Raw genomic sequence first — 21,470 nt, forward strand, 5'->3', positions numbered from 1 at the left:
GGTTCGAGCGTTCTCAGCGGCAGAAGTACGCGCCCGCTACAGGCTCGCGGAACGTCTGCCCGTGGCCGCACGCTTAGATCTGCGTTCTCGCCTGCTCGATGTGCCGCACGATGGCGTGAGCATCATGCGCACGTGCGATAACGTGCGCCTCGTCGAGTGTTGCGAGCGCGTCCGCGCGGCGGTCCTGGGCGGCGGCGATGTAGGCCAGCCCGATCATGTTGGAGGCCACGCCCGGCAGGGCCCCGACCTCCCGGCGCAGCCGGGATGACTCCTCCAGCCGCTCGCGCGCCTCGTCCAGCCGGCCAGCCGCGTGTGCCACGATGCCTAAGTGCCGTAGCGCCTCGGACCGGGTCGGCTTGTCACCGGTCTGCGCCGCCAGCCGGCAGGACCGCTCGAGGTAGGGAACCGCTGTCTCGTTGTCACGCCGGATGAACTGGTGGAGACAACCGATCCAGAACAACGCCTCGGCCTCGCCGCGCGTGTCCCCCAGTGCCCGGTACAACGCGAGCGCGCGCTCAAACAACGGCAGTTCAGCGGGATCCTCGGCGGGCAACGAGCCGGCGTCGGCGTGCGCGCTCTGAAACCGCGCATGCAGAATCAGCCCACGCGCCAACGCCGCATCGGCCTCGACCGCGTCCAGGCCCTGTTCGGCGTCGATCAACGCGCTGGTATCGCCGCCGAACACTGCCCGCTCATAGACCTCTCTGGCCCGTTCGATCCGATCGTCGGTGCTCATCGTCGCCCCCGCCGGCATCGCCACTACCTGCCAGACCCGGCAGTCCAGTCAGCCTAAGCCTGTACGCATGCAGCTTCGTCAGATCGAAGTTGACCGTCTTCTGACTCGCCGGGTTGCCTCCGCGGGATCCGTCCAGGTCCCGTCGGTGTGCAGGGTCAGTTCGAGGTCGTGACCGATGGCAAGGACTGTGCGGATGCCGTCTTCCCGCGTGGCACGTACCGCACCGACGGTTACGAAGACAGGGACCGTCCGGACGCGGCGGCCAAGCGCCCTGGTGCCCGCGACGGATTTCCCCTTCGGGCCCGGCCTTGGGCACTGGGTACTCTGCCGGCATGTCAGCGAACCCGCGAAGTGGCCTGCGACGTGATGCGGCGGTCAATCGACAGCGTTTGCTGGAGGCCGCCCGTCATCTGTTCGCCGAGCGCGGGCCTGACGTGGCGCTCGAGGAGGTCGCTGCTGCCGCGGGAGTGAGCCGTACAACGCTGTATCGCAACTTCGAGACACGAGAACAGCTGGTGGCCGCAGTGTACGAAAGCGCGGTCGAGCTGATGGAGCTACGGGCGAAGGAACTCGCCGATCGGCCGACCGGCGTTGTCGAGCTCTTCGACTTCGTGCTCGACCTGCAGCGGGCCAACCGCAGTCTGGTGCGTGTACTCGCCGGAGCGGACATCTCCTGGTTCGAAGGCCTGGCGGAACGGACGGTGCACGCGTTCGAGGCGGTGCTCGTGCGGGGTCGCGCCGGCGGGGTGGTGCACGCGGGCGTCGGGATGGCCGAGATCTTTCTGGCGTTGCAGATGGCGGAGGGCGCGATGGCTCAGAACGAGCGCGCAGGCCGCGAGCGCTGGGACGAACGCATTCGCGAGATGCTCCATCGGGCGCTCTTCGTGGCCTGACGTGATCCACGACGCGATTTTGTTGCGGCCGCACAGCTAAGCGTACAGTTGTGTACGGATACTTGAGTCGCCGTGCGGCGCGCCGGATCGCAGATCAGCCGTGTCTCGGTGCCGTCGCCTGAGGGTCGCCATCGGGCCCATCACCGGAAGGAGTCAGCGCATGAAGGCTTGGCAGTTCGAGGGGACGGGCAAACCGATCGCTCTGAACGAGGTGCCGGATCCGCAGCCGAGTCCCGGCGAGGTGGTCATTGACGTGAAGGCCGCCGGGCTCTGCCACAGCGACCTCATGTACATGGAGATCGGCGAGGCCACGATGCCGTTCCTGCCCATGACCCAGGGGCACGAGAACGCGGGTGTGATCAGTGCCCTCGGTGAGGGAGTCGAGGGCTGGAAGATCGGCGATGTCGTCGGTGTCTGCTCCTCCGGGGTCCGGCCGCCGCTGGGCATGTTCACGCACGGTGGCTTCGCCGGCAAGCTGGTCGCCGACGCGCCGGACCTCGCCCGCGTCCCCGCCGAGCTGGACCTCCCCCTGGCCGCCCTGGCGACCGATGCCGGCATGACGTCCTACCACGCGATCATCAAGGCCGGCGGGGCGACGGCCGGCATGAAGGTCGGCGTCATCGGCTACGGCGGCCTCGGCCAGATCGGTACCCGGGCCGCTGTCCTGGCGGGTGCCGAAGTGCACGTCGCCGAGATGAAAGAGGAGGTCTGGGGCCTCGCCACGGCCGCGGGCGCAGCGACGGTCGTTCGTGACGCGGCCGAGTGGCCCGCTCAGGACTTCGATCTCGTCGTCGACTACGCCGGGTTCGACACGACACAGAAGGCGCTCGCCGCTGTGAAGCGTGGCGGCAAGGTGGTACAGGTCGGTCTGGGCCGGCCAACCTTCACGATCGCGACCCCCACGATCCTCGGCAAAAGCATCGTCGGGTCGCTCGGGGGCACGGTGCAGGACATCGAGGAGGTCTTCGACCTGCTGCTCAGGAGCGAGATCGAGCCCACCTACACGGAGATCGCGTTCGAGGAGATCGGCGCCGGCCTCGAACGGCTCCGCAACAACGAGGTCACCGGCCGGCTCGTCGCCCGTTTCGGCGATTGAGCTTCTTGATGCACCTTCTTAACCGTGGCCAGGGCTGCACCGCCTGGCCACGGTGAACGCCAGCCTCCAGGGAGTAGTGCATGGCCTGGGTCGCGGTCATCGACCGCAGGTCGAACCGTTCGAGGATATTGAGCACCTCCCCGACGGTGGTGCCTCCGCTCGACGGGGTCGCCCAGCCGTACACCTCGAACGGAGATCGATCCTTTCCTCAGTCACTACGCCGGGGCTGCCTTGAAGAGGAGTTTCCGGGATGGTGTCGTATCAAGGCGCAGCCGTTCGTGGAACCAGTGTGCGGCGGCCAGCCCGGCCGCCGGACACGAGGAGTCAGGAAAGGCCCTCGTCGCGGGACTGAGAGGAGACGACCATGACGGAGTACCTGATCACCTTCAACGATGAGTGGGTGGCCGAGCACACTGCGGAGGAGCTGCGCGAGAAGGGCACGGCCGCCCGGGCCGTGATCGAGGAGATGCAAGCCGACGGTGTCCTGATCTTCACCAACGGCGGGCTCGACCGCTCCACCGCGGTGTGCAGTGTCGAGCCGGTTGACGGCAAGCCCGTCTTCACTGACGGCCCGTACGTCGAGACCAAGGAGCACCTCGGCGGCTTCGCCGTCGTGGACGTGCCCGACGACGCGGCGGCGCGATACTGGGCCGGCAGGCTCGCGACCGTGCTCGACTGGCCGCAGGAGGTGCACCGGTTCCGAGGTCCCGGGCAGGCCCGGCGTAACGGCTCTGGGGAGAAGTGAGCGCGGTGCCCCGGTACCTGCTGTCCGTCTACGGACCGGCCGAGCGCACCGAGTGCGGCACGTACCCCTCCCAGGAGGCCATGCTGCAGGCGTTCGCCGACACCGACGCCTTCACCGAGAGGCTCCAGAGGGACGGTCACTTCGTCTTCGCCAACGGCCTGGAGCCCGCGACGACCGCCACCACCGTCGATGGGCAGGGCGAGAAGCCGGCCTTCGCCGACGGGCCCTACCCGGAAACGAAGGAGTACCTCGGCGGCTTCTGGGTCATCGAGGCGGCCGACCTCGACGTGGCCCTGGCACTTGCCGCCGAGGGGTCGAAAGCATGCCGCGGCACGGTCGAGGTGCGTCCCTTCCGAACTGAGGAATCCGTCCGAGTGCTGCTGGAGCCGTGACTGGTCCCACCGTCGAGCAGGCGATCACCCGTGCCCACCACGAGGAGTGGGCGCGGGTGGTCGCCGGCCTCGCGCGCCGTTTCGGCGATCTTGATGTCGCCGAGGAAGCGACGGCCGAGGCGTTCGTAGCGGCTGCAGAGCGGTGGCCGCGCGAGGGCGTACCGCCCAATCCCGGCGGTTGGCTCGCCACCACCGCGACCCGCAAGGCGATCGATCGGCTCCGTCGCGAGTCGCAGCGCGACGCCAAGCACCAGGCGGCCCGGATCGTGTACGACGACACCCCTCCTGAGCCGACTGGCCCGGTCGAGGACGACCGGCTCAGACTGGTCTTCACCTGCTGCCACCCTGCGCTCGCGTTGGAGGCCCGGGTGGCGCTCACCCTGCGCCTGCTCGGCGGCCTCACCGTCCCCGAGATCGCCCGCGCCTTTCTGGTGAAGGAGACCACGATGGCGCGACGGATCACCCGCGCCAAGGCGAAGATCAAGGCGGCACACATTCCCTACCGGGTGCCCTGGGCCGGCGACATCCGCGAGCGGCTCGCCGGCGTGCTCGCGGTCGTCTACCTCGTCTTCAACGAGGGCTATCTCGCCAGCGAGGGGGACGACTCGGTGCGCGTCGACCTCACCGACGAGGCGATCCGCCTCGGCCGCCTGCTCCGAGCTCTCCTCCCGGACGACGGCGAGGTGGCCGGCCTGCTTGCCCTGATGCTCCTCACTGACGCCCGGCGGCCGGCGCGCGTGTCCCCCACCGGCGAGCTGGTGACCCTCGACGAGCAGGACCGCGGCGCATGGGACCGCACCCTCATCGCCGAGGGCAACGCCTTGGTTCGCGAGCGGCTCGAGGCGGTGGCGGTCGGCGGTGACCCAGCCGGGCGCTACCAGCTGCAGGCCGCGATCAACGCGGTCCACACGGATGCTCCGTCCGCCCGAGACACCGACTGGTCCACCATCGTCGCCCTCTACGGCCGCATGGTGCTGCTCGACCCCTCGCCGATCGTGCGGCTCAACCGGGCGGTCGCGGTCGCCGAGGTCGACGGCCCCGGGGTCGGGCTCGCCGAGATCGACCGGCTCACCGAGGTCCTTGACGGCTACCACGCCTTCCACGCCGCGCGCGCCGACCTGCTGCGGCGACTCGGGCGCGGCGGCGAGTCGCGGGCGGCGTACGACCGGGCCATCGGTCTCGCCGGCAATCCCGCGGAGCGGGCCTACCTCACCCGCCGCCGCGACCAGCTGGCCGGCTGACCGACACGTGGAGCCAGCCCGTTCCAGCACCGTTCGTGGGAGATCAGTACACCTGGCCTTCGTCGACGCCCAGCCATGGGTGAGGCAATGCGCCCGGCAGCTATCCGAACGCATTGACATCGACAGGGTCGCATACCGGCCGTCTTCAGCCGGTGGCGGCGGCGATCACTTTCCTGGTCAGAAGGGAGGTGCGTCCTCGCCCATCAACGCCAGCACGACGCCTCCCTTCCCGCTCTTGAGGCTCTGGACCACGACCTTGCCGGTGCTGCCGTCGGGCAGCTCCAACGTGAAGGTCTTCCCGACCGCGTTCTTGGGGCCGTTGCCGGCGCTGTTGGCAGGTCGGAAGTCGCCTGCCCACGGCGGGGTCTTACCCTTGCGGGCGGGCTCGGCGAAGAGGGCGGCGGTGCCGGGGGTCCTGGTGCCGTCCGAGGAGAGAAGCACTGAGGCGCTGCGATAGGTAGCCATATACGCCAAGGCTATCCCGGACTGCGCTCGTTCGCGCCACGACATCGGCCCCGTAACGCGAACGGCCACGGGGAGCGACCCTGATCTGCTCTCACCCCTGGGTTGACCGTGCGTTGGCCGAGGCCCGAGCTAGACCCGGTAGCACGTGACATCAGCCGCCGCTGACGTGGCGGAGGACGGCCAGGACGCGGCGGTTGTCGCTATCCGAGGACGGCAAACCGAGTTTCGCGAAGATGTTCGCCACGTGCTTCTCCACGACTCCGGAGGTGATGACAAGAGCCGCCGCGATCCCGGCGTTGGATCGTCCCTCGGCCATCAGCGAAAGCACCTCACGCTCCCGGGGGGTCAGCGACGCCACCCCGGCCGTGTCCTGCCCGGCCCGCATCAGGTGGCCGACCACCTCTGGATCCAGCGCGGTGCCACCGGATGCCACCCGGGTCAGCGCGTCCACGAAATCGGCGACGTCGGCGACGCGGTCCTTGAGCAGGTATCCGACGCCGGCCGGCCGGTCGGCGAGCAGGCGGGTCGCGTAGCGGGTCTCCACGTACTGGGAGAACACCAACACACCGACGTCGGGATGGTCGCGTCGGATGTCGATCGCGGCGCGCAGTCCCTCGTCGGTGTGCGTCGGTGGCATCCGGATGTCGATGATGGCTACGTTCGGTGCGTTGGCGGCAATCGCGGACCGCAACGCATCCGCGTCGGCCACCGCCGCGCACACCTCGAAACCGCGGTCGCTGAGCAGCCGGATCAGCCCTTCGCGCATCATCGCGGCATCCTCCGCGATCACCACCCGCATGTCGTCGCCTCCGTTCACGCCCGTGTGGGCAGCTCGATCTCGACCCGGGTCGGACCACCCGTCGGACTGTGTACGCGCATCCGGCCGTCCACGACGGCGATGCGGCGGGCCAGGCCGGACAGGCCGGGACCGTCCGGGTTCGCCCCGCCGATGCCGTCGTCCTCGACGGTCAACATCAGGCGCTCGCCGGATCGGACGACGCCGAGCCTGACACGGGTCGCCCGGCTGTGTTTGGCCGCGTTCGCGAGCAGCTCGGAGGCGCAGAAGTAAGCGATGGTCTCGATCGCGGGCGCCGGGCGGTCGGGCAGCTCGACGTTCACCGCGACCGGGATGGCGCTGCTCGTCGCGAGCGTCGCCAGCGCGTCGCCGAGACCGTTGTCGAGGACCGGCGGGTGGATCCCGCGCACCAGGTCGCGCAGGTCGGCGAGGGCATCCTTCGCTCCGCGGTGGGCGAGCGCGACCAGTTCGCGGGCCTGTGGGAGGTCGGGTGGCGGGCCGTCGACACCGAGCTTCTCGGTCGCCATGCCGAGGTTCATCGCCAGCGTCGCCAGCCGGATCTGCGCGCCGTCGTGCAGGTCCCGTTCCAGCCTGCGCATCATCGCGGCCGCGTCGTCGATCGCGCGGGCCCGGGTGACCTGCAGTTCGCGTACCCGCTCGGCGAGCCGACGCGGGCCGAGCAGCCGTCGCATCGCGGCAAGGTCCAGTGTCGTACCGGCCCGCATCAACCACGGTGCGACCAGCAGCATGGCGAGGCCGGCCGCGGCGATGAGGAACGTTCCGGCGAACGTCCGCGTACCGATGGTGCCGAACGGTGTCAGCGCCCACACCGGTCCGAGGCGCGTTCCGGCCGGGTGGTTGCGAAACAGCGGCCACCACACCGGGTAGCTGAGGTTGACCAGGCCGAACACGTAGCAGAACGCACCGTAGCCCTCGGGGATGGCCAGTGGCACCTTGAGCAGGCCGTACCCGACGGCGCGCCAGCCCGGTCCGTCGGAGACCACGGCGCTGATCCGCTTCGAGAGCCGGGGCGGCGGGGCGTCCACGTGCACGTCGAGCAGCCGGTCGGCGAGTGAGCGATGCAGGGCTCCCATCGCGCGCCCGGTCGGGGCGGCCAGCACGACCAGGAGCGCGATGGTGAGCGGAAACAGGACCAGGAACAACGGTGCGACGGTAGGTGCGGGCTGGTTGGACATGGCTCCGGTCGCCCAGAGGATGAGGACGCCCAGGGCCGGCACGATCGCCGGTACGCTCAGGATCGCGGCCGCACTGACCACGCCGACGACGCAGAACACCGCCCGGCGCAGGGCGAGTGTGGTGAACGGAGCGCGCAGCGCGATCATCAGCTCATTGTCGCTGGTCACGCGTCGCGATGGCGGAGCAGCATGCCGCCGCACAGAACCGCGACCGCCGCGTACCCGCACATCAGCAGCGCGCTGATCCAGCTGGAGAACAGCCCGGGTAGCGGCGAGGTCACCGCGATCGAGTTGAGCAGCATCAACAGCGGGACGAAGCGGCCGACCTGGATTCCGCTCTCGCCGAACAGGCCGGCCACGATCATCGGGACGAACATCAGTCCGAACAGCGTGCCGATCGCGGCGCCCGAGTGCCGCACGATCGTCCCGATGCCGACCCCGATCAGCGCGGTGACGCCCAGATAAACGCCGGTCAGCACGACCGCGCGCAGGATCGCCGGGTCTCCGAGGGATGCCGCCGGGATGGCGGTGCCGCGGATCGCGAGCTGCCCGCCCAGATATCCGGCGAAGCTCGCGACCAGGCCGACGGTGAGAGCCGCGCCGCCGCACACGGCGACCTTCGCGGACAGGACGATCCGACGCCGCGGGACGGCGGCGAACGTCGAGCGGATCATCCCGGTGCCGTAATCGCCGGTCACCACCAGGACGCCGAGCGCTCCGAGAAGCAACTGGGCCACAATGGCGCCGCCGAGGCTGTTGTTCAGGATCTGGGCGGCGGTGGCGACCGGGGTGTGCGATCGGTACCCGAGTCCCACCCCGGCCCCGGCCGCGGCCATCGAGACCACCGCAGCGATCGCCAGCCACCACGTCGACCGGACGCTGCTCAGCTTGATCCGCTCCATCCGGGCCACGTGCCGGAATCCGTACCCGTTCATGACGCTCCCACTCCGCGATAGTCGGTGGCCTCTGAGGTGAGCCGGAAGAACGCGTCCTCCAGGCTGTCGTCGCCGGCGGCGAGTTCGGCGACGGTCGTCTCGGCCAGCAGCCGGCCGCGGCCGATGACCACCAGCCGGTCGGCGGTCAGCGCCATCTCGGCGATCAGGTGGCTGGACACGAACACCGTCCGGCCTTCGGCGGCGAGTCCGCGCAGCAGGTCCCGGATCCAGCGGATGCCCTCCGGATCCAGTCCGTTGACCGGCTCGTCGAGCAGGAGGACGCTCGGGTCGCCGAGCAGGGCCACAGCGACGCCGAGCCGCTGGCGCATGCCGAGCGAGTACGTACCGGCGCGCCGCGTTGCCGCGTCGGACAGGCCGACGATGCGCAGCACCTGCTTGACCCGGGAACCGGGGATGTCGTTGCTCGCGGCCAGCGCGGTCAGGTGCGCACGGGCGCTGCGGCCGGGATGGAACGCCCCGGCATCGAGGAGCGCGCCGACCGTCTTCAACGGCCAGTTCAGGTCCGGGTACCGGACGCCGCCGATCAGTGCCTCGCCATGGTCCGGGGCATCCAGGCCGAGGATCATCCGCATCGTCGTCGACTTGCCGGATCCGTTCGGGCCGAGGAAGCCGGTCACCACGCCCGGCTGCACCCGGACGCTCAAGCCGTCGACGGCGACCCGGCCGCCGTAGCGTTTCGTCAGCTCACGTAGTTCGATCATACGAACGACGCTAGGCAACGCCGTCGGCGGTCGGAAGCCGGAAACCATCCGCCTCCGCCTGGAGGTTTTCCCCCATCGCGGTCCCGACCCAGTTGGTGTCCCAGACCGTGATCGGTTTACTTTCGAGTTGTTCGCGACGTAGACCGATGAGGGTCAGGGGACACCACGTTGACGAGCCGGGAGGCTTCGCCATGGCGCGGTCGTCTGCCCTGAAGCAGTTGCGCGCCGCCACGTGGTGGCAGGATCTCCCGTATGGACGGTGTGCTGCCGCATCGAGCGGCCCAACTCCTCCGCGACGCCCGCCGTGTCGTCGTCCTCACCGGCGCCGGGATCTCCGCCGAGAGCGGTGTGCCCACCTTCCGTGACGATCTCACCGGCTTGTGGGCGCGTTTCGACGCCCAGCAGCTCGCCACTGCCGAGGCGTTCCACGCCGATCCAGACCTGGTCTGGGGCTGGTACGAATGGCGGCGCAGCAGGGTACGCCGAGCCGAGTCCAATCCTGGGCACCTGGCCATCACCACCATCGGGGCCCGGGTACCCGGCACCACCGTCATCACGCAAAACGTCGACGACCTGCACGAGAGGGCCGGAACCCGGGCTGCGATCCACCTGCACGGCAGCCTCTTCATGCCCCGATGCGTGGCGACGGCCGCTCACCCGGCAGCCTTTGAGGACCCACAGGACAGCGACGTCGCGCAGCCGCATGAAGGCCGCCGGATTCCGCCGCCGCGGTGCGCGTCCTGCGGAGCACTCGTCCGCCCGGGTGTGGTGTGGTTCGGTGAGGCGCTGCCCGAGGCAGCGTTGAGCGCGGCGGTCGAAGCAGCCGCCGCGTGCGACGTGCTCCTGACGGTCGGCACCTCCGGCGTCGTGTACCCGGCCGCCGAGATCCCCCGGATCGCGGCACGCTCCGGCGCGACCGTGATCCAGGTCAACCCGGAGCCAACCCCACTCGACCGGATCTCCGCCATCAACCTGCGCGATGCCGCAGCACGGGTCCTCCCGACCCTCGTCGCGGCCGCATGGAAGGAAACCGACAAGACATAACGGCGGCGGGCGGGGTCGCGTGCCACCACCGCAGTCACAAGCAACCGGCACCCACCGCGGTGTCAGCTCACGGCCGCCGTCCCCCTCGTACGCTCCCCTGCCATGCAGGCCGGCAACCCGCGGTGCGGCCAACGCGGCGAGCGCGACCAGGGCCGGCCACGAGAAGCCGAGGGTACGACGTCCGAGGCTCATCGCTCGGCCCGCACGGGTGCGGTTTCCCGGGCGAAGCGCAGCAGCGCGGTGAACGCCAGCGCGGACGTCACCGCTCCGCCGGCGAGGCGTACCCAGTGCCCGGCGACGAACTCCTCGGCGACCTGACGCAGGTACTCCGGGGAGTGCGTGCCGACCGGATCGACGAACATGATCTCGTTGCGCGGCCAGAAGAACACCACGGAGAACAGGAACTCGCAGGCGATGAAGACCGCAGCGGTGCTGGCGAGGTGCCAGCGCAGCCGGCGGGGACGGCGACATCGCGTTCCTGCACCCGGTGCCGCACCTGTCCGTACCTGCCCTCGACGATCACCGCAGGTACCTGTCCGAGACCCGGCCGGAGCTGCTGCACCGGCACGACCACCCGGACCTGGTGGTGGCGATTCAGGACGCGAAGAACGTGGTGCAGACCCTGGACGGCACCCGCACCGACGCTGACGAGCCGACCGGCGGCTTCGTCTCCCGTGACCCCGGCAACGTCCACATGCTCACCAATGTGGGCGGCACCACGTACCTCGCGCGCCTGGTCGAATTGAAGTAGCCGTCGGCACGGCGGTCCGACGTGGAATCCGTCATTTCGGTGAAAGTCGGTGCATTAGGTGCGTACCGTGCCCGACATGGTCTCTCGCACTTGGCGTAACCTGTTGCTCACAGCGGTCGGGATGGGCGTGCTCGCCGGTGCCGGTCAGCTCGGCATCGCGTTCAGCTTCGGCATCGTCCAGCTCACCGGCGCCTCCGCCGGCGCCACCGTCAACCAATGGCCTTCCCAGCTCGTCTGGGTGGGCTGGTTCGCGGCACACGCCGCCGTAGCCGGCACCGTCGTCACCGCACGCCTGGCCCGCCGGTACGGGATGCTGGGGAGCACGGGCAGATTGGTGGCCGTCGCCGCCGCCGCCGCGCTGGGCGCCACCGTTGTGGCGCCGCTCTGCGTCCGGCCGGCCCAGGCCGCCGAGCGCTTCTCTGTGGACCCGATCTGGGCCGTCGCCATCTGTGCGACCATCGGCGCGCTGGTCGGCGCGGGTGCCGCGATCGCCGTACTAGTGAAGCCGCCGCTGGGCTGGAACATGGCGGCGGTGGGCGGCGTGGTCTGGCTGCTGGCGCTCGTCTCGGTCGTCCCGTCGCTCGCAACCGGCGGGCCGTTGCCCGCCGTACGACTCGGTGTGCTGGAGCCGGCCGGGCTCGACGCCGACACGGCACACCGGCAGGCGATCCTGATTCTGCCGGCGGTCGCCCTGCTCATCGGCGCGGCGACCGGCGGGCTGGCCCGCAGGCGCGGGCATCCGCCGCTGGTCAACGGCGCGACCGGCACGGCCGGCGCAGCGCTGGTCGCGTTCGCCTACCTGACCGCCGGTCCCGGCGACGCCATCGACCGGTACCAGATCACGCCGTACTACGTCGCGCTGCTCGCCGTCGCCGCCGGTGTGCTCGGTTCGGCCGCCGCCGCGTCGTTCCGCTGGCCGTTCCAGCCGCGCACCGCCGAAGCGCGGGTCGTCGAGCCGACCGACAGCCGCCGTCCGCTGTCCGCCGACCCCACCGTGCCGCAGGCCATGACGCCGGCCGCTGGTGGTTCGATCGACGAGCCGGAGCCCGTCGACCTGGCCGGCACGGGGCGGGTCGCCGACGCGACCGCAGCGAAGCTCCCGACCGCAGCCGAACCGCTGGGCTTCGGTACGCCGGCTGGCGACCGGGACGCCAGCGCCGTACCGGCCGACTCCGCGACGCGGACCGCCGCACCCGCCGTTACCGCCGCATCGGCCGCACCCGCCGACCTCGCCACACCGGCCGACCACGACGACACCCCGGAGACATCGGAACCGGTCCCCGCGACGGCGGCCTACCTTCCCGCGGGACCCGGCGGGGACGGCTCCGGGACGGCGGAGGCCGAGGCCGACAACACCGAAGCCGACGGGATGCCGTCCGACGGGGCACTCGTCGCCCCGGGGACCCGCCGGATATACCAGCCGCCGAAGACCGACCGGACGCGGGTTCAGGCGACCCGGCCGGTCGTTCCGGCGCGGCGGGTGCCGCCCTCGACCGAGCCCGCTCCGGGCGCCGAGGCGACCCACTCGGCCGGCACGCGAGAGAGGCTCGAACCGGCGCTCCCACCTCGGATCCGGCCGCCGCTGCCCAACCTGAACCAGGCCGCGAACTGGGACGCCCTCGCGACCGCCCGGCGCGCCGGGCCCCCGCCCACGACCAACGCCGCGCCGGCCGGCCCCGCCGGGACCGGTCCGGTCGCCAAGGTCCCCGCGCCGGCCGCCCCGGCATCCGTCGTCGAGGCGGGACGGGCCAGCGGGCGGCTGGGCCTGTTCCGGCGCAACAAGTCCCGGGCCGACGGGGACGGCGCGGGCACCCCGGCGAACGGCGAGCTGCTGCCGAGACAGGACGCGGAGTTCGTCGACTGGGTGACCCGGCTGGGCAAGCCGGTGGCCGACAACGAGCGGGATCAGGAGAGCGGTCGCCAGTCAATCCGCTCCACCGGCCACGACCACGGCGACTGACCTCCGCTGTCAGGCCCGCCGCTGCCCAACGACCTGATCGCGCTCGGTGTCGGCCTCCACGGCGGTTCCCCCGGCGCCGAGCGCCCGCACCAGCAGGGCCCGCTGCGGATGGGTGGCCACCTCCTGCGCGCCGAGCCGGCCCTGGTCGACCCGCGACTGCACGTACGTGTGGTCGCGGGTCAGCTGGGACCGCTCGCCGTCCCGCAGCGCGTACGCCCGAGATATCGCCGACGTGCACCAGCGCGAGCCGGCCGCCGGAGCACAGCATCGCCGTGAGCGTGTAGACCGGCTGGTGGCCGCCGACCGCCGCACGGCGCGATCGGCGTCAGCGACCGCGTCGGCCAGCATGCCAAGCAGGTCCGGGCCCGCCGCGACCACCGGCTCCAGCCGGGCGAGGGCATCAACGGGCGCGGCGCTGGCGGCGCCGCCAGCTCCGTCTCCCCCTTCCTGGCGATCTTCGAATGTCCAGGTCACGGCCCGGGGCGGCCCGTTTCAGCACATCGTGGACATGGACTGCTCCACGGGCGTGGGACGTGCATATGCTCCGGGCAACGGTCGCCCACCTTCAGGGGGCACACCATGCTCAAGACCCACACAACGAGCCAGAATCTTCGTCACTTTCCCGTCGAAGCCCAGCGGATGGCCGACGCGGCGATCCAGGAGCGCGAGGAGCGTCTCCGGACGATCAGTAACGCGCGCAACCGCAAAGCCGCGGAGGTGGCGGCCGGCGCCAGTGACCGGCTGCGTCGCCTGCTGGGGGACGACAACTGGGCGGACCTGACGACGCTGATGCACCAGGAGCGGCTGGCGCTTCGTGACCTGCTCCAGCCGCCGCACGGCTTGGAGTCGACCTTCGCTGACCTGAACGAGGCCCGCAAACAGAAGGCCGACGCGTTTCTCCGCGCCCGGAAGGTCCGGCGTGACGAGCTTGCCGAGATCAGGGAGGACTACCACGAGGCGATGGCCGACGTCCTCGCCCCGGTGGATGCGCACGTCACCCCGGGCTTCCACCTGTCCGGCCACCTCGACAGGTGGCTGAGGCTGTCCCCGTTCCACGCGCACGCGCTTCCGTGGGGGGTCATCATCGCGGACGGCGACCCGGGCCCGCACCGGTGGGAGGTCCACCGTCCGCCGTTCTTCGGGTTCAACTTCGGCTTCGTCCCGGTACGCAATGACAACTTCATCGTCGATCGGCTGCACACGTTGAATCCGTCGCTCGGTGACGTCGGCATCACCGTCACGATGGACGACGGCGACGCCGGCGACTTCGACTACGCCTCGGGCGACGGCTTCAGCGCGATAGCCTTCTCCTTCACACCGCCGACGGCAGGTCTGGTCGAGGTGCTCATCGACGCCCAGTCCGTTGAGGCGACGCACCGGTTGAGGACGGAGAACGAGTGGGGGTGGTCGAACTCCACCACCGGCCAGGGCAACTTCCTGATGCTCGACGTCCTGCATCCCAGCGTGGCCGAGCCGTCGTACGCCCAGATGTCAGCCTTCCACCTGCAGACCGACGACGATTCCAGCCATGTCCGCGAGAACCTGACCCGGGGCGCCCATTACTTCGCGCACCTGTTCAGCGCCGGTCCGGTGCCCGCGAATGAGCCCGTGATCGTGTGCGCGGGGACGCGGTCGTTCGACTTGAGCGGCACCAACGACGTCTCCATCCACAGCAGGTCCGACTTCCGGTGGTTCATCAGCTCGGTGGAGGTACGGATCTCGCCATAGCCGACGTCCTTGGCGGTGGCGTGCGACGTCGGCATCATCAGGGGTGGACCTCGTTGGGAGGCTCATCCTGCTGCTTGCGTGGTTTCCCGTCACGCTTAGTTGGCGGGTGGGTTGATGGCGGCCTGGATGGCGACGAAGGCCGCGATGACCATGACGAGGTAGGCGAAAGCGCGGCTCAGGTGCCGAGCGGGTACCCGAGAGGCGAAGCGTGCGGCGGCGAGGGACCCGATGATCGCCGCGACGGTGAAGGCGCCAGCGATGCGGTAGTCGAGTGTGGCGTCCCCGGAGTGGGCGGCGAATCCGGCCGCAGAGTTGATGACGATGATGACCAGCGACGTGCCGACGGCGGCGGGCATGGGCAGGCCCAGCAGCAGTACCAGGGCGGGGATGATGAGGAAGCCGCCGCCGACGCCGAACAAGCCGGTGAGGAAGCCGACCGCGATGCCCGCGCCGATGGACTTGGGCAGGCAGCCGCGCCAGTTGACGCCACCGCCGGGCAGGGCGCAGTCGCCGCCCGCCTCGCCTTGATCCCGCAGCATCCTCAGCGCCGCAGCAACCATGAGTCCGGCGAAGCCGATCAGGACGACGCGGGGGTCGAGCAGTCGGTTGACCGCAGCGCCGGCGAACGCCGCTGCGGCACCGGCGGCACCGACAATCCCAGCGATCCGCCAGCGGATCTGCCCAGCACGGAGCCGGGGCAGCAGTGCGGTGGCCGAGGAGATGCCGACGACCAGCAGCGACGTCGGTACGGCGGCGCTCAGCGGCAGCCCTGCGCCGTAGACCAGAGCGGGGACGGCGAGGATGGAACCGCCGCCCCCGAGCAGGCCGAGCAGAATGCCGATGACCGTGCCGAGCCCGAGGGCAGCGGTCACGACCGCGGGCCGGCCAGGGCCGCGACGACGCCTTCGAGGTCGGTGCGCGGGCCGCGGTTGTAGGGCAGCTTGGACAACAGCATCCCCATCGCGCAGGTGTTGGTCACCGCGGCGACGGTCAGGCCGGCGCCGATGAACGCGGCGACCCATTTTGCCGGGGGGAACACCATGCTGACCAGCACGGCGACGAGCACGATGGACCCGGCGGTCAGGCGTACCTGGCGTTCGAGATCCCAGCGGGCTCTGCCCGTGCGGATCGGCGCGCCGGCGGCCTGCCAAGCGGTGATGCCGCCGTGCAGCACGCGCACGTTCGGCAGGCCGGCGGCGGCGAGCGCTGCTTCGGCGGTGGCGGCGCGTTGCCCGGAGCGGCAGACGAGCACGACCTGTTCGTCGAGGTGCGCGCGCAATTCGTCGCGGTGTTCGCGCAGCAGGTCGAGTGGCACGTTGTAGGAGCCGGGGATGTGCCCGGTCTCGAACTCGCCCGGGGTGCGCACGTCGATCAGGCGTGGGGCGTTGCCGGTGCTGATCTGATGGTGCAGGTCGGTGGCTTGGACGGTGGCGGGGGTGCCGGTGGTCACGCAGTCTCCTTGCTGGTGATGATGGTCAGGCCGGTGTTGGCGGCCTTGGCGTAGGCGTCGTCGATGTGCACCGCAGTGCGGCCGGCGCGTTGCAGCAGGCTGGTCGCGGCGGCGGCACGGTAGCCGGAGCCGCAGTGCACCCACACTGTGCCGGCTGGCAAGTCAGCGAGGCGGTGCGGCAGGTCGGGCAGCGGGATGTGCACGGCGCCGTCGATATGCCCGGTGCGCCACTCGTTGGTCATCCGCACGTCCAGCACCACCTCGGGTGCGGGCAGGCTGTGCGGGACGGCTCCGTCGCGGGCGGCTGCCAGGTCGTCGAACGTGGCGGTGGTGAGTTCGGCCAGGCGAGTGTCGTCGCCGTCCGCCCAGTCGTCGGGGTGGCCGGCGGCTGCGGCGGCCGGCCGGTCGATGCCAATGCGGGCGAGTTCGCGCTGGGCGTCGGCGACCTGCTGCTCGCTCTCGCCGAGCAGGGTGATGGGCGCGCCCCAGGGTGCCATCCAGCCGAGCCAGGTCGACATCGGCCCGTCCAGGCCGAAGCTGAGGGTCCCGGTCAGGTGCCGGTGCGCGAACGCCTTGCGTGAGCGTAGGTCGACCACCCACTCGCCGGCGGCGATGCGATCGGCGAGTTCGGCCGGGTCGGCGCGGCGGGCCGGCGTCAGGTCGATCAGGTCGGCACCGTCGGTGTTACGGGCGCCCATATGCGCGTAGTACGAAGGGTAGGCGTCCAGCCCGGCGAGGGTCTCGGCGACGAACGCCTCGTTTTCCAGGCGCAGCGCCGGGTTCACCTGCCGCTCCCGGCCGATGGTCGAGTCCGGGGCGTCGGACTGGGTGGCGGAGCAGAAGCTGCCGAAGCCGTGTGTCGGCCAGACGTGAGCGCCGTCGGGCAGCAGATCGGCGAGCCGACGCACCGAATCGTGCTGATGCCCGGCCAGCGTGTGTGCGTGCTGCTCACCGAGCAGGTCGGTGCGCCCAGTCGTGCCGAACAGCAGCGAGCCACCGGTGAACACCCCCTGCGGCCCGTTAGGGCCGTGCAGGACGTAGGACACGTGGTGGAACGTGTGCCCGGGGGTGGCGACCACGCCGATCCGCATCTCGTCGGACACGGTGATCTCGTCGCCGTCGGCGACCGGCAACCGCTCGAAACCCACCGTGTCGGCGCCGGCCACCAGGTAGGTGGCACCAGTCAGCCGGGCCAGTGCCAGGCCGCCGGAGACGTAGTCGTTGTGCAGGTGCGTCTCGGCCACGTGTGTGATCTGGACCCCGAGCCGGCCCGCGAGGGCCAGCACCCGGTCGATGTCGCGCTGCGGGTCCACCACGACCGCGACCCGCCCGTCGTGCGCCAGGTAACTGCGGTCACCCAGTGACGAGGTGTCCACGACCTCCACCTCAATGCCAGTCATCATCGTCTCCGATCTTGGATTGTGGTCCTGCTGCGGCCGCTCATCGGGTCGCGCCTTGCTCGATCGGGTGACCGGCGCGCACCCAGGCCTGCGTGCCGCCGGTCAGCGACCACGCGCGGGCACCGGCGGCGTCGAGGACCTGCGCGGCCATCGCGCTGCGCCCACCGGATGCGCACACCGCCACCACGTCCTGCCCGGCGAACCGCCGAGCAGCCCCGGGCAGCTCGTCCAAGGGCAGATTCACCGCGCCCGGCAGGTGGCCTGCCGCGAACTCGGCCGGGCTGCGCACATCCAGCACCACAGCGCCCTCACGTCGGCGCAACTCGTCCAGGTCGATCTCCCGAACCGTCACAGGTTCACTCCTCGCGGTGAATACCCCGGGGGGTATGTGTTGAAGAGAATTGTGTGAAGTGGGCAGGCGACATGACCCCGCCGAAGCGGGGCAGCCCACTCAGGTCAGGACAACGCCATGAACAGCTTCTCCAGCTGCTCCTCGGTCATCGGCGGCTGCTCGCCACGCTCGCGTGCCTGCTGACATTGCCGCATCCCCGTCGAAATGATCTTGAAGCCGGCCTTGTCCAGGGCACGCGACACAGCGGCAAGCTGAGTCAACACCCGCTCACAGTCGTCACCGTTCTCGATCATGGCGATCACCGCGCCCAGCTGTCCGTTAGCGCGCTTCAACCGCGTCACCGCGTCCGACAGCACCTTGGCGTCCATCTCCACGTCGCCCCACCTCCGCGATCCAACATACCCCCTGGGGTATCCATCGGGCTGTGGAACACCTCACGCACCGTTGCCCTCAGCCCACAGATGGGATCGTCACGGCGGAGTCTGGGCGGGTCCAGCCGCAGGAATGGACACGGGTGTGCTCCCCGACGTGTGCCGCAGGGGCGGAAGCGGTCGCCGAGCGGCACCGGCGCAGCTGGATTTTGCGCTCGAACTCGAACCATTCGTCGGGCGAGACGGCGCGGTACTCGCTGGAATCGCGGGCTGATCCGCCGACCCGACACAGGTTCAACACGTCCGCCGGTCCCCCAACGCAACACGCCCCGCACCGAGTCCCAAGCCGGCTGTCACCCGATCTCCCGCATGAACCAGGGCGCCGACTGATACCCGCCGGGGGTATGCTGGCGGCGCTCATGTAGTACGGCTCTGTCAAATGCGAGGAACCCGTGACCTACCTCCTACGAGTAGAAACACCTTCCGTTGAGGTCTATCGACATCTGCGGGTCGCCGCCGGGCTAAGTCCTAAATCCGTTGACGCCGCGGCGAACGGCCTGGCGGGAACCTGGCACGCTGTCGTCGTCTATGACGATGACCATCCAGTGGGCATGGGCCGGATCATCGGCGACGGTGGCACCGCGTTCCAGATCGTTGACATGTGCGTTCTGCCCGAGCATCAGGGGCTCGGAGTCGGCAAGAGGATCATGGCTGCACTGATGGAGCGGCTCGTGGATCGGGCACCTCGCACCGCCTACGTCTCACTCATCGCAGACGGCAAGGCGCGCTACCTCTATGCGCAGTACGGCTTCGCGGAGACCGCGCCGGAGTCGGTGGGCATGGCTCGCCAACTCTGACGACGTTGCGCTGCGGGACGGTCGTCCGCGTCGATCTTCGGGTATTCAGCGGCACGAGAGTGTGTCCGCCAGCAGGACCAGCATCGAGCAAGACCGTCGCGCTCGGCGCGGCACCGGTGGGAAGGCCATCTCACCTACCGGAACGCGCCGCCAAGCCCTCTATTTCCGATGCACCTCGATGCCGAGGCCTCGCTCAGGATGGCGCCACGGACACTTCAGGTGGGTGAAGCAGGGACACCGCCACTGGCGCAGCCCCGCTACGCGTTGGCCCGCGTGTAGGCGGCCAGGACGGTCTCGGAGATGAGGCGTGGTGCGTCCGCCTGCTCTACGAGCCCGTTGGCCACGTCCACCGCCGCACCCTTCAGCAGGTGGTGCAGGACGCTGGTCAGCCAGGTCGCCGGGAGGTCGTCTCGAAAGGCTCCTTCGGCTTGGCCGCGACGGATCAGCTCGTCGACGCGCTGGGCAGGTTCGGCGTGCAGTTGCTGTACCCGTCCGGGAGGGAGCGCCGCCTGCGCCGCTGCAAGGACGGCACTCGCCCGGGCGATCAGTAGCCAGCTCGACTCGATCAGGACGCGCAATGCCCGTCGAGGGTCGCCCGAGAGATCCAGACTCGCCAGGACCGTCTCCCCCTCGGATATGACTCGTACCAGCGCGGCCTCGATGAGGGCGTCCCGAGTCGGGAAGTGCCCGTAGAGGGTGACTCGACCCACTCCCGCGGCCTGGGCGATCTCGCTCACGCTCGCGTCAGCGTTTCGACTGAGGCTGGCGATCGCTGCATCCAGGATCTTCTCCACGTTCTGCCGAGCGTCGGCTCTGCGGGCCTGACTGGTTCCCGAGCGGGACATGCAACTCCCTCAAGTCGAACAGTGCTGTATGAGTTATGGTAGCCGCTACAACTCGAACATCACTGTTCAACTTACCTGAAGGAGGCGGATAGTCATGGCCGAAACCATGGCCCCGACGAGTCCGACCCGTGGTCCCAACCCGCACCGCTGGAAGATCCTGGGACTCGTCGGCGTCGCCCAATTGATGTTGATCCTGGATGTCACAGTCGTCGCGATCGCCCTTCCCCACGTGGGTGCGGACCTCGGCCTCGAGCGGGAGACCCTCACCTGGGTGGTGAGCGGTTACACCCTCGCCTTCGGTGGCCTGCTACTACTCGGGGGCCGCGCCGCCGACCTGTTCGGAGCCCGACGCCTTGTCATCGTGGGGCTCCTGTTGTTCACCGCCGCGTCCCTGCTCGCAGGACTGGCAACCAATGGCCCCATGCTGCTGGGCGGTCGCATCGCCCAGGGCGTTGCTGCGGCGATCCTGTCCCCCGCCGCGCTCTCACTGGTCGTCACGATCTTCGAGGGCGACGAACGCAACAAGGCCCTCGGGATCTGGTCTGCGTTGGGCGGTAGCGGGGCCGCCCTGGGGGTCCTCCTCGGTGGCCTGCTGACCGCTGGACCGGGCTGGCCGTGGGTGTTCTTCATCAACGTCCCGGTAGGACTCGTCCTGCTGCTCATCCTGCGGGTGCAACTCCCGCCGCAGCAGAGCACCGGCGCGCCGGGTCGGCTGGACGTACCGGGAGCGGCGCTGGTGACCGCTGCCACAGGGACCCTGATCTACGCCCTGATTAGGGCTGGAGACCAGGGCTGGGGTACTCCGACGACTGCGGCACTCCTCGCGACGGCTGTGGTTCTCTACGGTGGTTTCGTCGTCCGTCAGCGCCTCGCGGCGAGCCCGCTCATGGATTTGCGACTGCTGTTGCGCCGACCGGTGGCGACCGGGACTCTGCTGATCCTGGTGGCCACCGCCCTGATGATCACTGTCTTCTTCCTCGGGTCGTTCTACCTTCAGGACCACCGCGGGTACGGCGCCCTCCAGACCGGGTTGCTCTTTCTCCCGGTAGCGCTCGCGACCATGCTCGGGGCCAACGCAGCGGGCCGCGTCATTGGTCGTACAGGCCCGCGCACCCTTGCCGTGCTGGGACTTCTCCTCGCCGCAGCAGGCTTCGTGATCCCCGCGCTATGGTGCGGGACCGTGGCGATGGTTTCCGGCGTCAGCCTTGCCGCCGCCGGCACCGGGGCCGTCTTCGTCGTCGCATCCGCGACCGCTCTAGCGCAGATCGATCCACGAGAGGCCGGGCTGGCGTCTGGAATCGTCAGCACGTTCCACGAGTTCGGGGCATCGCTCGGCGCCGCTGTGGTGTCGAGCGTGGCCGCGGCGAGTATCGCCGGGAACAGCACTGACGGGTTCTCCCGTGGTTTCACCACCGGCGCCATCATCGCGGCCGCCGCCGCCGGCCTGGCCTTCATCATCACGCCCAGGCCACGCTCCAGTAACTGATCCCCGAAC

At 70.0% G+C, this 21,470-nt stretch carries 25 protein-coding genes; 11 read left to right on the forward strand and 14 right to left on the reverse strand.

What is annotated here, in order from left to right; translation table 11 throughout:
• Window positions 1-73: 73 nt before the first annotated feature.
• The gene (locus tag OG470_RS31740; RefSeq protein ID WP_328418265.1) at window positions 74-736 is read right to left on the reverse strand and encodes a tetratricopeptide repeat protein; all 663 of its coding nucleotides are present in this window, start codon (window positions 734-736) and stop codon (window positions 74-76) included.
• A 332-nt stretch (window positions 737-1,068) separates the two neighbouring features.
• Between OG470_RS31740 and OG470_RS31745 the strand changes: the two genes are divergently transcribed.
• The 5 genes from OG470_RS31745 (at window position 1,069) to OG470_RS31765 (ending at window position 5,103) form a co-directional block, all read left to right on the forward strand.
• Window positions 1,069-1,629, forward strand: coding sequence for a TetR/AcrR family transcriptional regulator (locus OG470_RS31745; protein WP_328418266.1), 561 nt, complete (start codon window positions 1,069-1,071; stop codon window positions 1,627-1,629).
• A gap of 160 nt (window positions 1,630-1,789) precedes the next feature.
• Window positions 1,790-2,725 (forward strand): zinc-binding dehydrogenase, encoded by a 936-nt coding sequence (locus tag OG470_RS31750; RefSeq protein WP_328418268.1) that lies wholly within the window; start codon window positions 1,790-1,792, stop codon window positions 2,723-2,725.
• Window positions 2,726-3,089: 364 nt separating this feature from the next.
• Complete coding sequence (locus tag OG470_RS31755; RefSeq protein WP_328418270.1) at window positions 3,090-3,470, forward strand: YciI family protein; 381 nt, start codon at window positions 3,090-3,092, stop codon at window positions 3,468-3,470.
• 5 nt (window positions 3,471-3,475) lie between these two features.
• The gene (locus OG470_RS31760) at window positions 3,476-3,862 is read left to right on the forward strand and encodes a YciI family protein (RefSeq protein WP_328418272.1); all 387 of its coding nucleotides are present in this window, start codon (window positions 3,476-3,478) and stop codon (window positions 3,860-3,862) included.
• Window positions 3,859-5,103, forward strand: a complete 1,245-nt coding sequence (locus tag OG470_RS31765) for an RNA polymerase sigma factor (RefSeq protein ID WP_328418274.1) — start codon at window positions 3,859-3,861, stop codon at window positions 5,101-5,103. The genes OG470_RS31760 and OG470_RS31765 overlap by 4 nt, the downstream gene beginning before the upstream one ends.
• Before the next feature lie 177 nt (window positions 5,104-5,280).
• Here OG470_RS31765 and OG470_RS31770 read toward each other — a convergent pair whose 3' ends face one another.
• From OG470_RS31770 to OG470_RS31790, 5 genes are all read right to left on the reverse strand, one after another.
• Window positions 5,281-5,568 carry a hypothetical protein gene (locus tag OG470_RS31770; RefSeq protein ID WP_328418276.1) on the reverse strand — a complete coding sequence of 96 codons (288 nt, stop codon included), beginning with the start codon at window positions 5,566-5,568 and terminating at the stop codon, window positions 5,281-5,283.
• Window positions 5,569-5,719: 151 nt separating this feature from the next.
• Window positions 5,720-6,367 carry a response regulator transcription factor gene (locus OG470_RS31775; RefSeq protein ID WP_328418278.1) on the reverse strand — a complete coding sequence of 216 codons (648 nt, stop codon included), beginning with the start codon at window positions 6,365-6,367 and terminating at the stop codon, window positions 5,720-5,722.
• 14 nt (window positions 6,368-6,381) lie between these two features.
• A complete protein-coding gene (locus tag OG470_RS31780; RefSeq protein ID WP_328418280.1) occupies window positions 6,382-7,728 on the reverse strand; it encodes a sensor histidine kinase in 1,347 nt (448 codons plus the stop codon).
• The gene (locus OG470_RS31785) at window positions 7,725-8,495 is read right to left on the reverse strand and encodes an ABC transporter permease (protein WP_328418282.1); all 771 of its coding nucleotides are present in this window, start codon (window positions 8,493-8,495) and stop codon (window positions 7,725-7,727) included. Before OG470_RS31785 ends, OG470_RS31780 begins: the two co-directional genes overlap by 4 nt.
• Window positions 8,492-9,217 (reverse strand): ABC transporter ATP-binding protein, encoded by a 726-nt coding sequence (locus tag OG470_RS31790; RefSeq protein WP_328418284.1) that lies wholly within the window; start codon window positions 9,215-9,217, stop codon window positions 8,492-8,494. The genes OG470_RS31785 and OG470_RS31790 overlap by 4 nt, the downstream gene beginning before the upstream one ends.
• Before the next feature lie 252 nt (window positions 9,218-9,469).
• On the opposite strand from OG470_RS31790, the gene OG470_RS31795 reads away from it, so the two are divergent.
• Window positions 9,470-10,261 (forward strand): SIR2 family NAD-dependent protein deacylase, encoded by a 792-nt coding sequence (locus tag OG470_RS31795; protein ID WP_328418286.1) that lies wholly within the window; start codon window positions 9,470-9,472, stop codon window positions 10,259-10,261.
• Window positions 10,262-10,449: 188 nt separating this feature from the next.
• Here OG470_RS31795 and OG470_RS31800 read toward each other — a convergent pair whose 3' ends face one another.
• Complete coding sequence (locus tag OG470_RS31800; protein ID WP_328418288.1) at window positions 10,450-10,653, reverse strand: hypothetical protein; 204 nt, start codon at window positions 10,651-10,653, stop codon at window positions 10,450-10,452.
• A gap of 104 nt (window positions 10,654-10,757) precedes the next feature.
• On the opposite strand from OG470_RS31800, the gene OG470_RS31805 reads away from it, so the two are divergent.
• Both OG470_RS31805 and OG470_RS31810 read left to right on the forward strand, forming a co-directional pair.
• Window positions 10,758-11,012 (forward strand): hypothetical protein, encoded by a 255-nt coding sequence (locus tag OG470_RS31805; protein ID WP_328426710.1) that lies wholly within the window; start codon window positions 10,758-10,760, stop codon window positions 11,010-11,012.
• A 76-nt stretch (window positions 11,013-11,088) separates the two neighbouring features.
• Window positions 11,089-12,972, forward strand: a complete 1,884-nt coding sequence (locus OG470_RS31810) for a hypothetical protein (RefSeq protein WP_328418290.1) — start codon at window positions 11,089-11,091, stop codon at window positions 12,970-12,972.
• 9 nt (window positions 12,973-12,981) lie between these two features.
• On the opposite strand, the gene OG470_RS31815 is transcribed toward OG470_RS31810, so the two are convergent.
• A complete protein-coding gene (locus OG470_RS31815; protein WP_328418291.1) occupies window positions 12,982-13,446 on the reverse strand; it encodes a PP2C family protein-serine/threonine phosphatase in 465 nt (154 codons plus the stop codon).
• 105 nt (window positions 13,447-13,551) lie between these two features.
• Between OG470_RS31815 and OG470_RS31820 the strand changes: the two genes are divergently transcribed.
• A complete protein-coding gene (locus OG470_RS31820; protein WP_328418293.1) occupies window positions 13,552-14,700 on the forward strand; it encodes a hypothetical protein in 1,149 nt (382 codons plus the stop codon).
• A gap of 95 nt (window positions 14,701-14,795) precedes the next feature.
• On the opposite strand, the gene OG470_RS31825 is transcribed toward OG470_RS31820, so the two are convergent.
• The 5 genes from OG470_RS31825 to OG470_RS31845 form a co-directional block, all read right to left on the reverse strand.
• Window positions 14,796-15,572 (reverse strand): sulfite exporter TauE/SafE family protein, encoded by a 777-nt coding sequence (locus OG470_RS31825; RefSeq protein WP_328418295.1) that lies wholly within the window; start codon window positions 15,570-15,572, stop codon window positions 14,796-14,798.
• A complete protein-coding gene (locus tag OG470_RS31830; RefSeq protein WP_328418297.1) occupies window positions 15,569-16,150 on the reverse strand; it encodes a rhodanese-like domain-containing protein in 582 nt (193 codons plus the stop codon). The genes OG470_RS31825 and OG470_RS31830 overlap by 4 nt, the downstream gene beginning before the upstream one ends.
• Window positions 16,147-17,553, reverse strand: coding sequence for an MBL fold metallo-hydrolase (locus OG470_RS31835; RefSeq protein ID WP_442931007.1), 1,407 nt, complete (start codon window positions 17,551-17,553; stop codon window positions 16,147-16,149). The genes OG470_RS31830 and OG470_RS31835 overlap by 4 nt, the downstream gene beginning before the upstream one ends.
• 37 nt (window positions 17,554-17,590) lie before the next feature.
• Window positions 17,591-17,902, reverse strand: a complete 312-nt coding sequence (locus OG470_RS31840) for a rhodanese-like domain-containing protein (RefSeq protein ID WP_328418301.1) — start codon at window positions 17,900-17,902, stop codon at window positions 17,591-17,593.
• 104 nt (window positions 17,903-18,006) lie between these two features.
• Window positions 18,007-18,270, reverse strand: a complete 264-nt coding sequence (locus OG470_RS31845; RefSeq protein WP_386984632.1) for a metal-sensitive transcriptional regulator — start codon at window positions 18,268-18,270, stop codon at window positions 18,007-18,009.
• Window positions 18,271-18,725: 455 nt separating this feature from the next.
• Between OG470_RS31845 and OG470_RS31850 the strand changes: the two genes are divergently transcribed.
• Window positions 18,726-19,130, forward strand: a complete 405-nt coding sequence (locus tag OG470_RS31850; RefSeq protein WP_328418305.1) for a GNAT family N-acetyltransferase — start codon at window positions 18,726-18,728, stop codon at window positions 19,128-19,130.
• A gap of 257 nt (window positions 19,131-19,387) precedes the next feature.
• Here the strand turns inward: OG470_RS31850 and OG470_RS31855 are convergent, their stop codons facing one another.
• Window positions 19,388-19,924 (reverse strand): TetR/AcrR family transcriptional regulator, encoded by a 537-nt coding sequence (locus tag OG470_RS31855; RefSeq protein WP_328418307.1) that lies wholly within the window; start codon window positions 19,922-19,924, stop codon window positions 19,388-19,390.
• Window positions 19,925-20,069: 145 nt separating this feature from the next.
• Here OG470_RS31855 and OG470_RS31860 point away from each other — a divergent pair, with 145 nt between their 5' ends.
• Window positions 20,070-21,461, forward strand: a complete 1,392-nt coding sequence (locus OG470_RS31860; protein WP_328418309.1) for an MFS transporter — start codon at window positions 20,070-20,072, stop codon at window positions 21,459-21,461.
• Window positions 21,462-21,470 lie beyond the last annotated feature (9 nt).

This window comes from Micromonospora sp. NBC_00389 (assembly GCF_036059255.1).
In the GTDB taxonomy this organism is placed as follows: Bacteria; Actinomycetota; Actinomycetes; order Mycobacteriales; family Micromonosporaceae; genus Micromonospora.

Coding starts and splice junctions, on each gene's coding strand:
- OG470_RS31740 (WP_328418265.1), bottom strand. CDS start 736: ATGAGCACCGACGATCGGATCGAACGGGCCAGAGAGGTCTATGAGCGG.
- OG470_RS31745 (WP_328418266.1), top strand. CDS start 1,069: ATGTCAGCGAACCCGCGAAGTGGCCTGCGACGTGATGCGGCGGTCAAT.
- OG470_RS31750 (WP_328418268.1), top strand. CDS start 1,790: ATGAAGGCTTGGCAGTTCGAGGGGACGGGCAAACCGATCGCTCTGAAC.
- OG470_RS31755 (WP_328418270.1), top strand. CDS start 3,090: ATGACGGAGTACCTGATCACCTTCAACGATGAGTGGGTGGCCGAGCAC.
- OG470_RS31770 (WP_328418276.1), bottom strand. CDS start 5,568: ATGGCTACCTATCGCAGCGCCTCAGTGCTTCTCTCCTCGGACGGCACC.
- OG470_RS31775 (WP_328418278.1), bottom strand. CDS start 6,367: ATGCGGGTGGTGATCGCGGAGGATGCCGCGATGATGCGCGAAGGGCTG.
- OG470_RS31785 (WP_328418282.1), bottom strand. CDS start 8,495: ATGAACGGGTACGGATTCCGGCACGTGGCCCGGATGGAGCGGATCAAG.
- OG470_RS31790 (WP_328418284.1), bottom strand. CDS start 9,217: ATGATCGAACTACGTGAGCTGACGAAACGCTACGGCGGCCGGGTCGCC.
- OG470_RS31795 (WP_328418286.1), top strand. CDS start 9,470: ATGGACGGTGTGCTGCCGCATCGAGCGGCCCAACTCCTCCGCGACGCC.
- OG470_RS31810 (WP_328418290.1), top strand. CDS start 11,089: ATGGTCTCTCGCACTTGGCGTAACCTGTTGCTCACAGCGGTCGGGATG.
- OG470_RS31820 (WP_328418293.1), top strand. CDS start 13,552: ATGCTCAAGACCCACACAACGAGCCAGAATCTTCGTCACTTTCCCGTC.
- OG470_RS31835 (WP_442931007.1), bottom strand. CDS start 17,553: ATGATGACTGGCATTGAGGTGGAGGTCGTGGACACCTCGTCACTGGGT.
- OG470_RS31845 (WP_386984632.1), bottom strand. CDS start 18,270: ATGGACGCCAAGGTGCTGTCGGACGCGGTGACGCGGTTGAAGCGCGCT.
- OG470_RS31860 (WP_328418309.1), top strand. CDS start 20,070: ATGGCCGAAACCATGGCCCCGACGAGTCCGACCCGTGGTCCCAACCCG.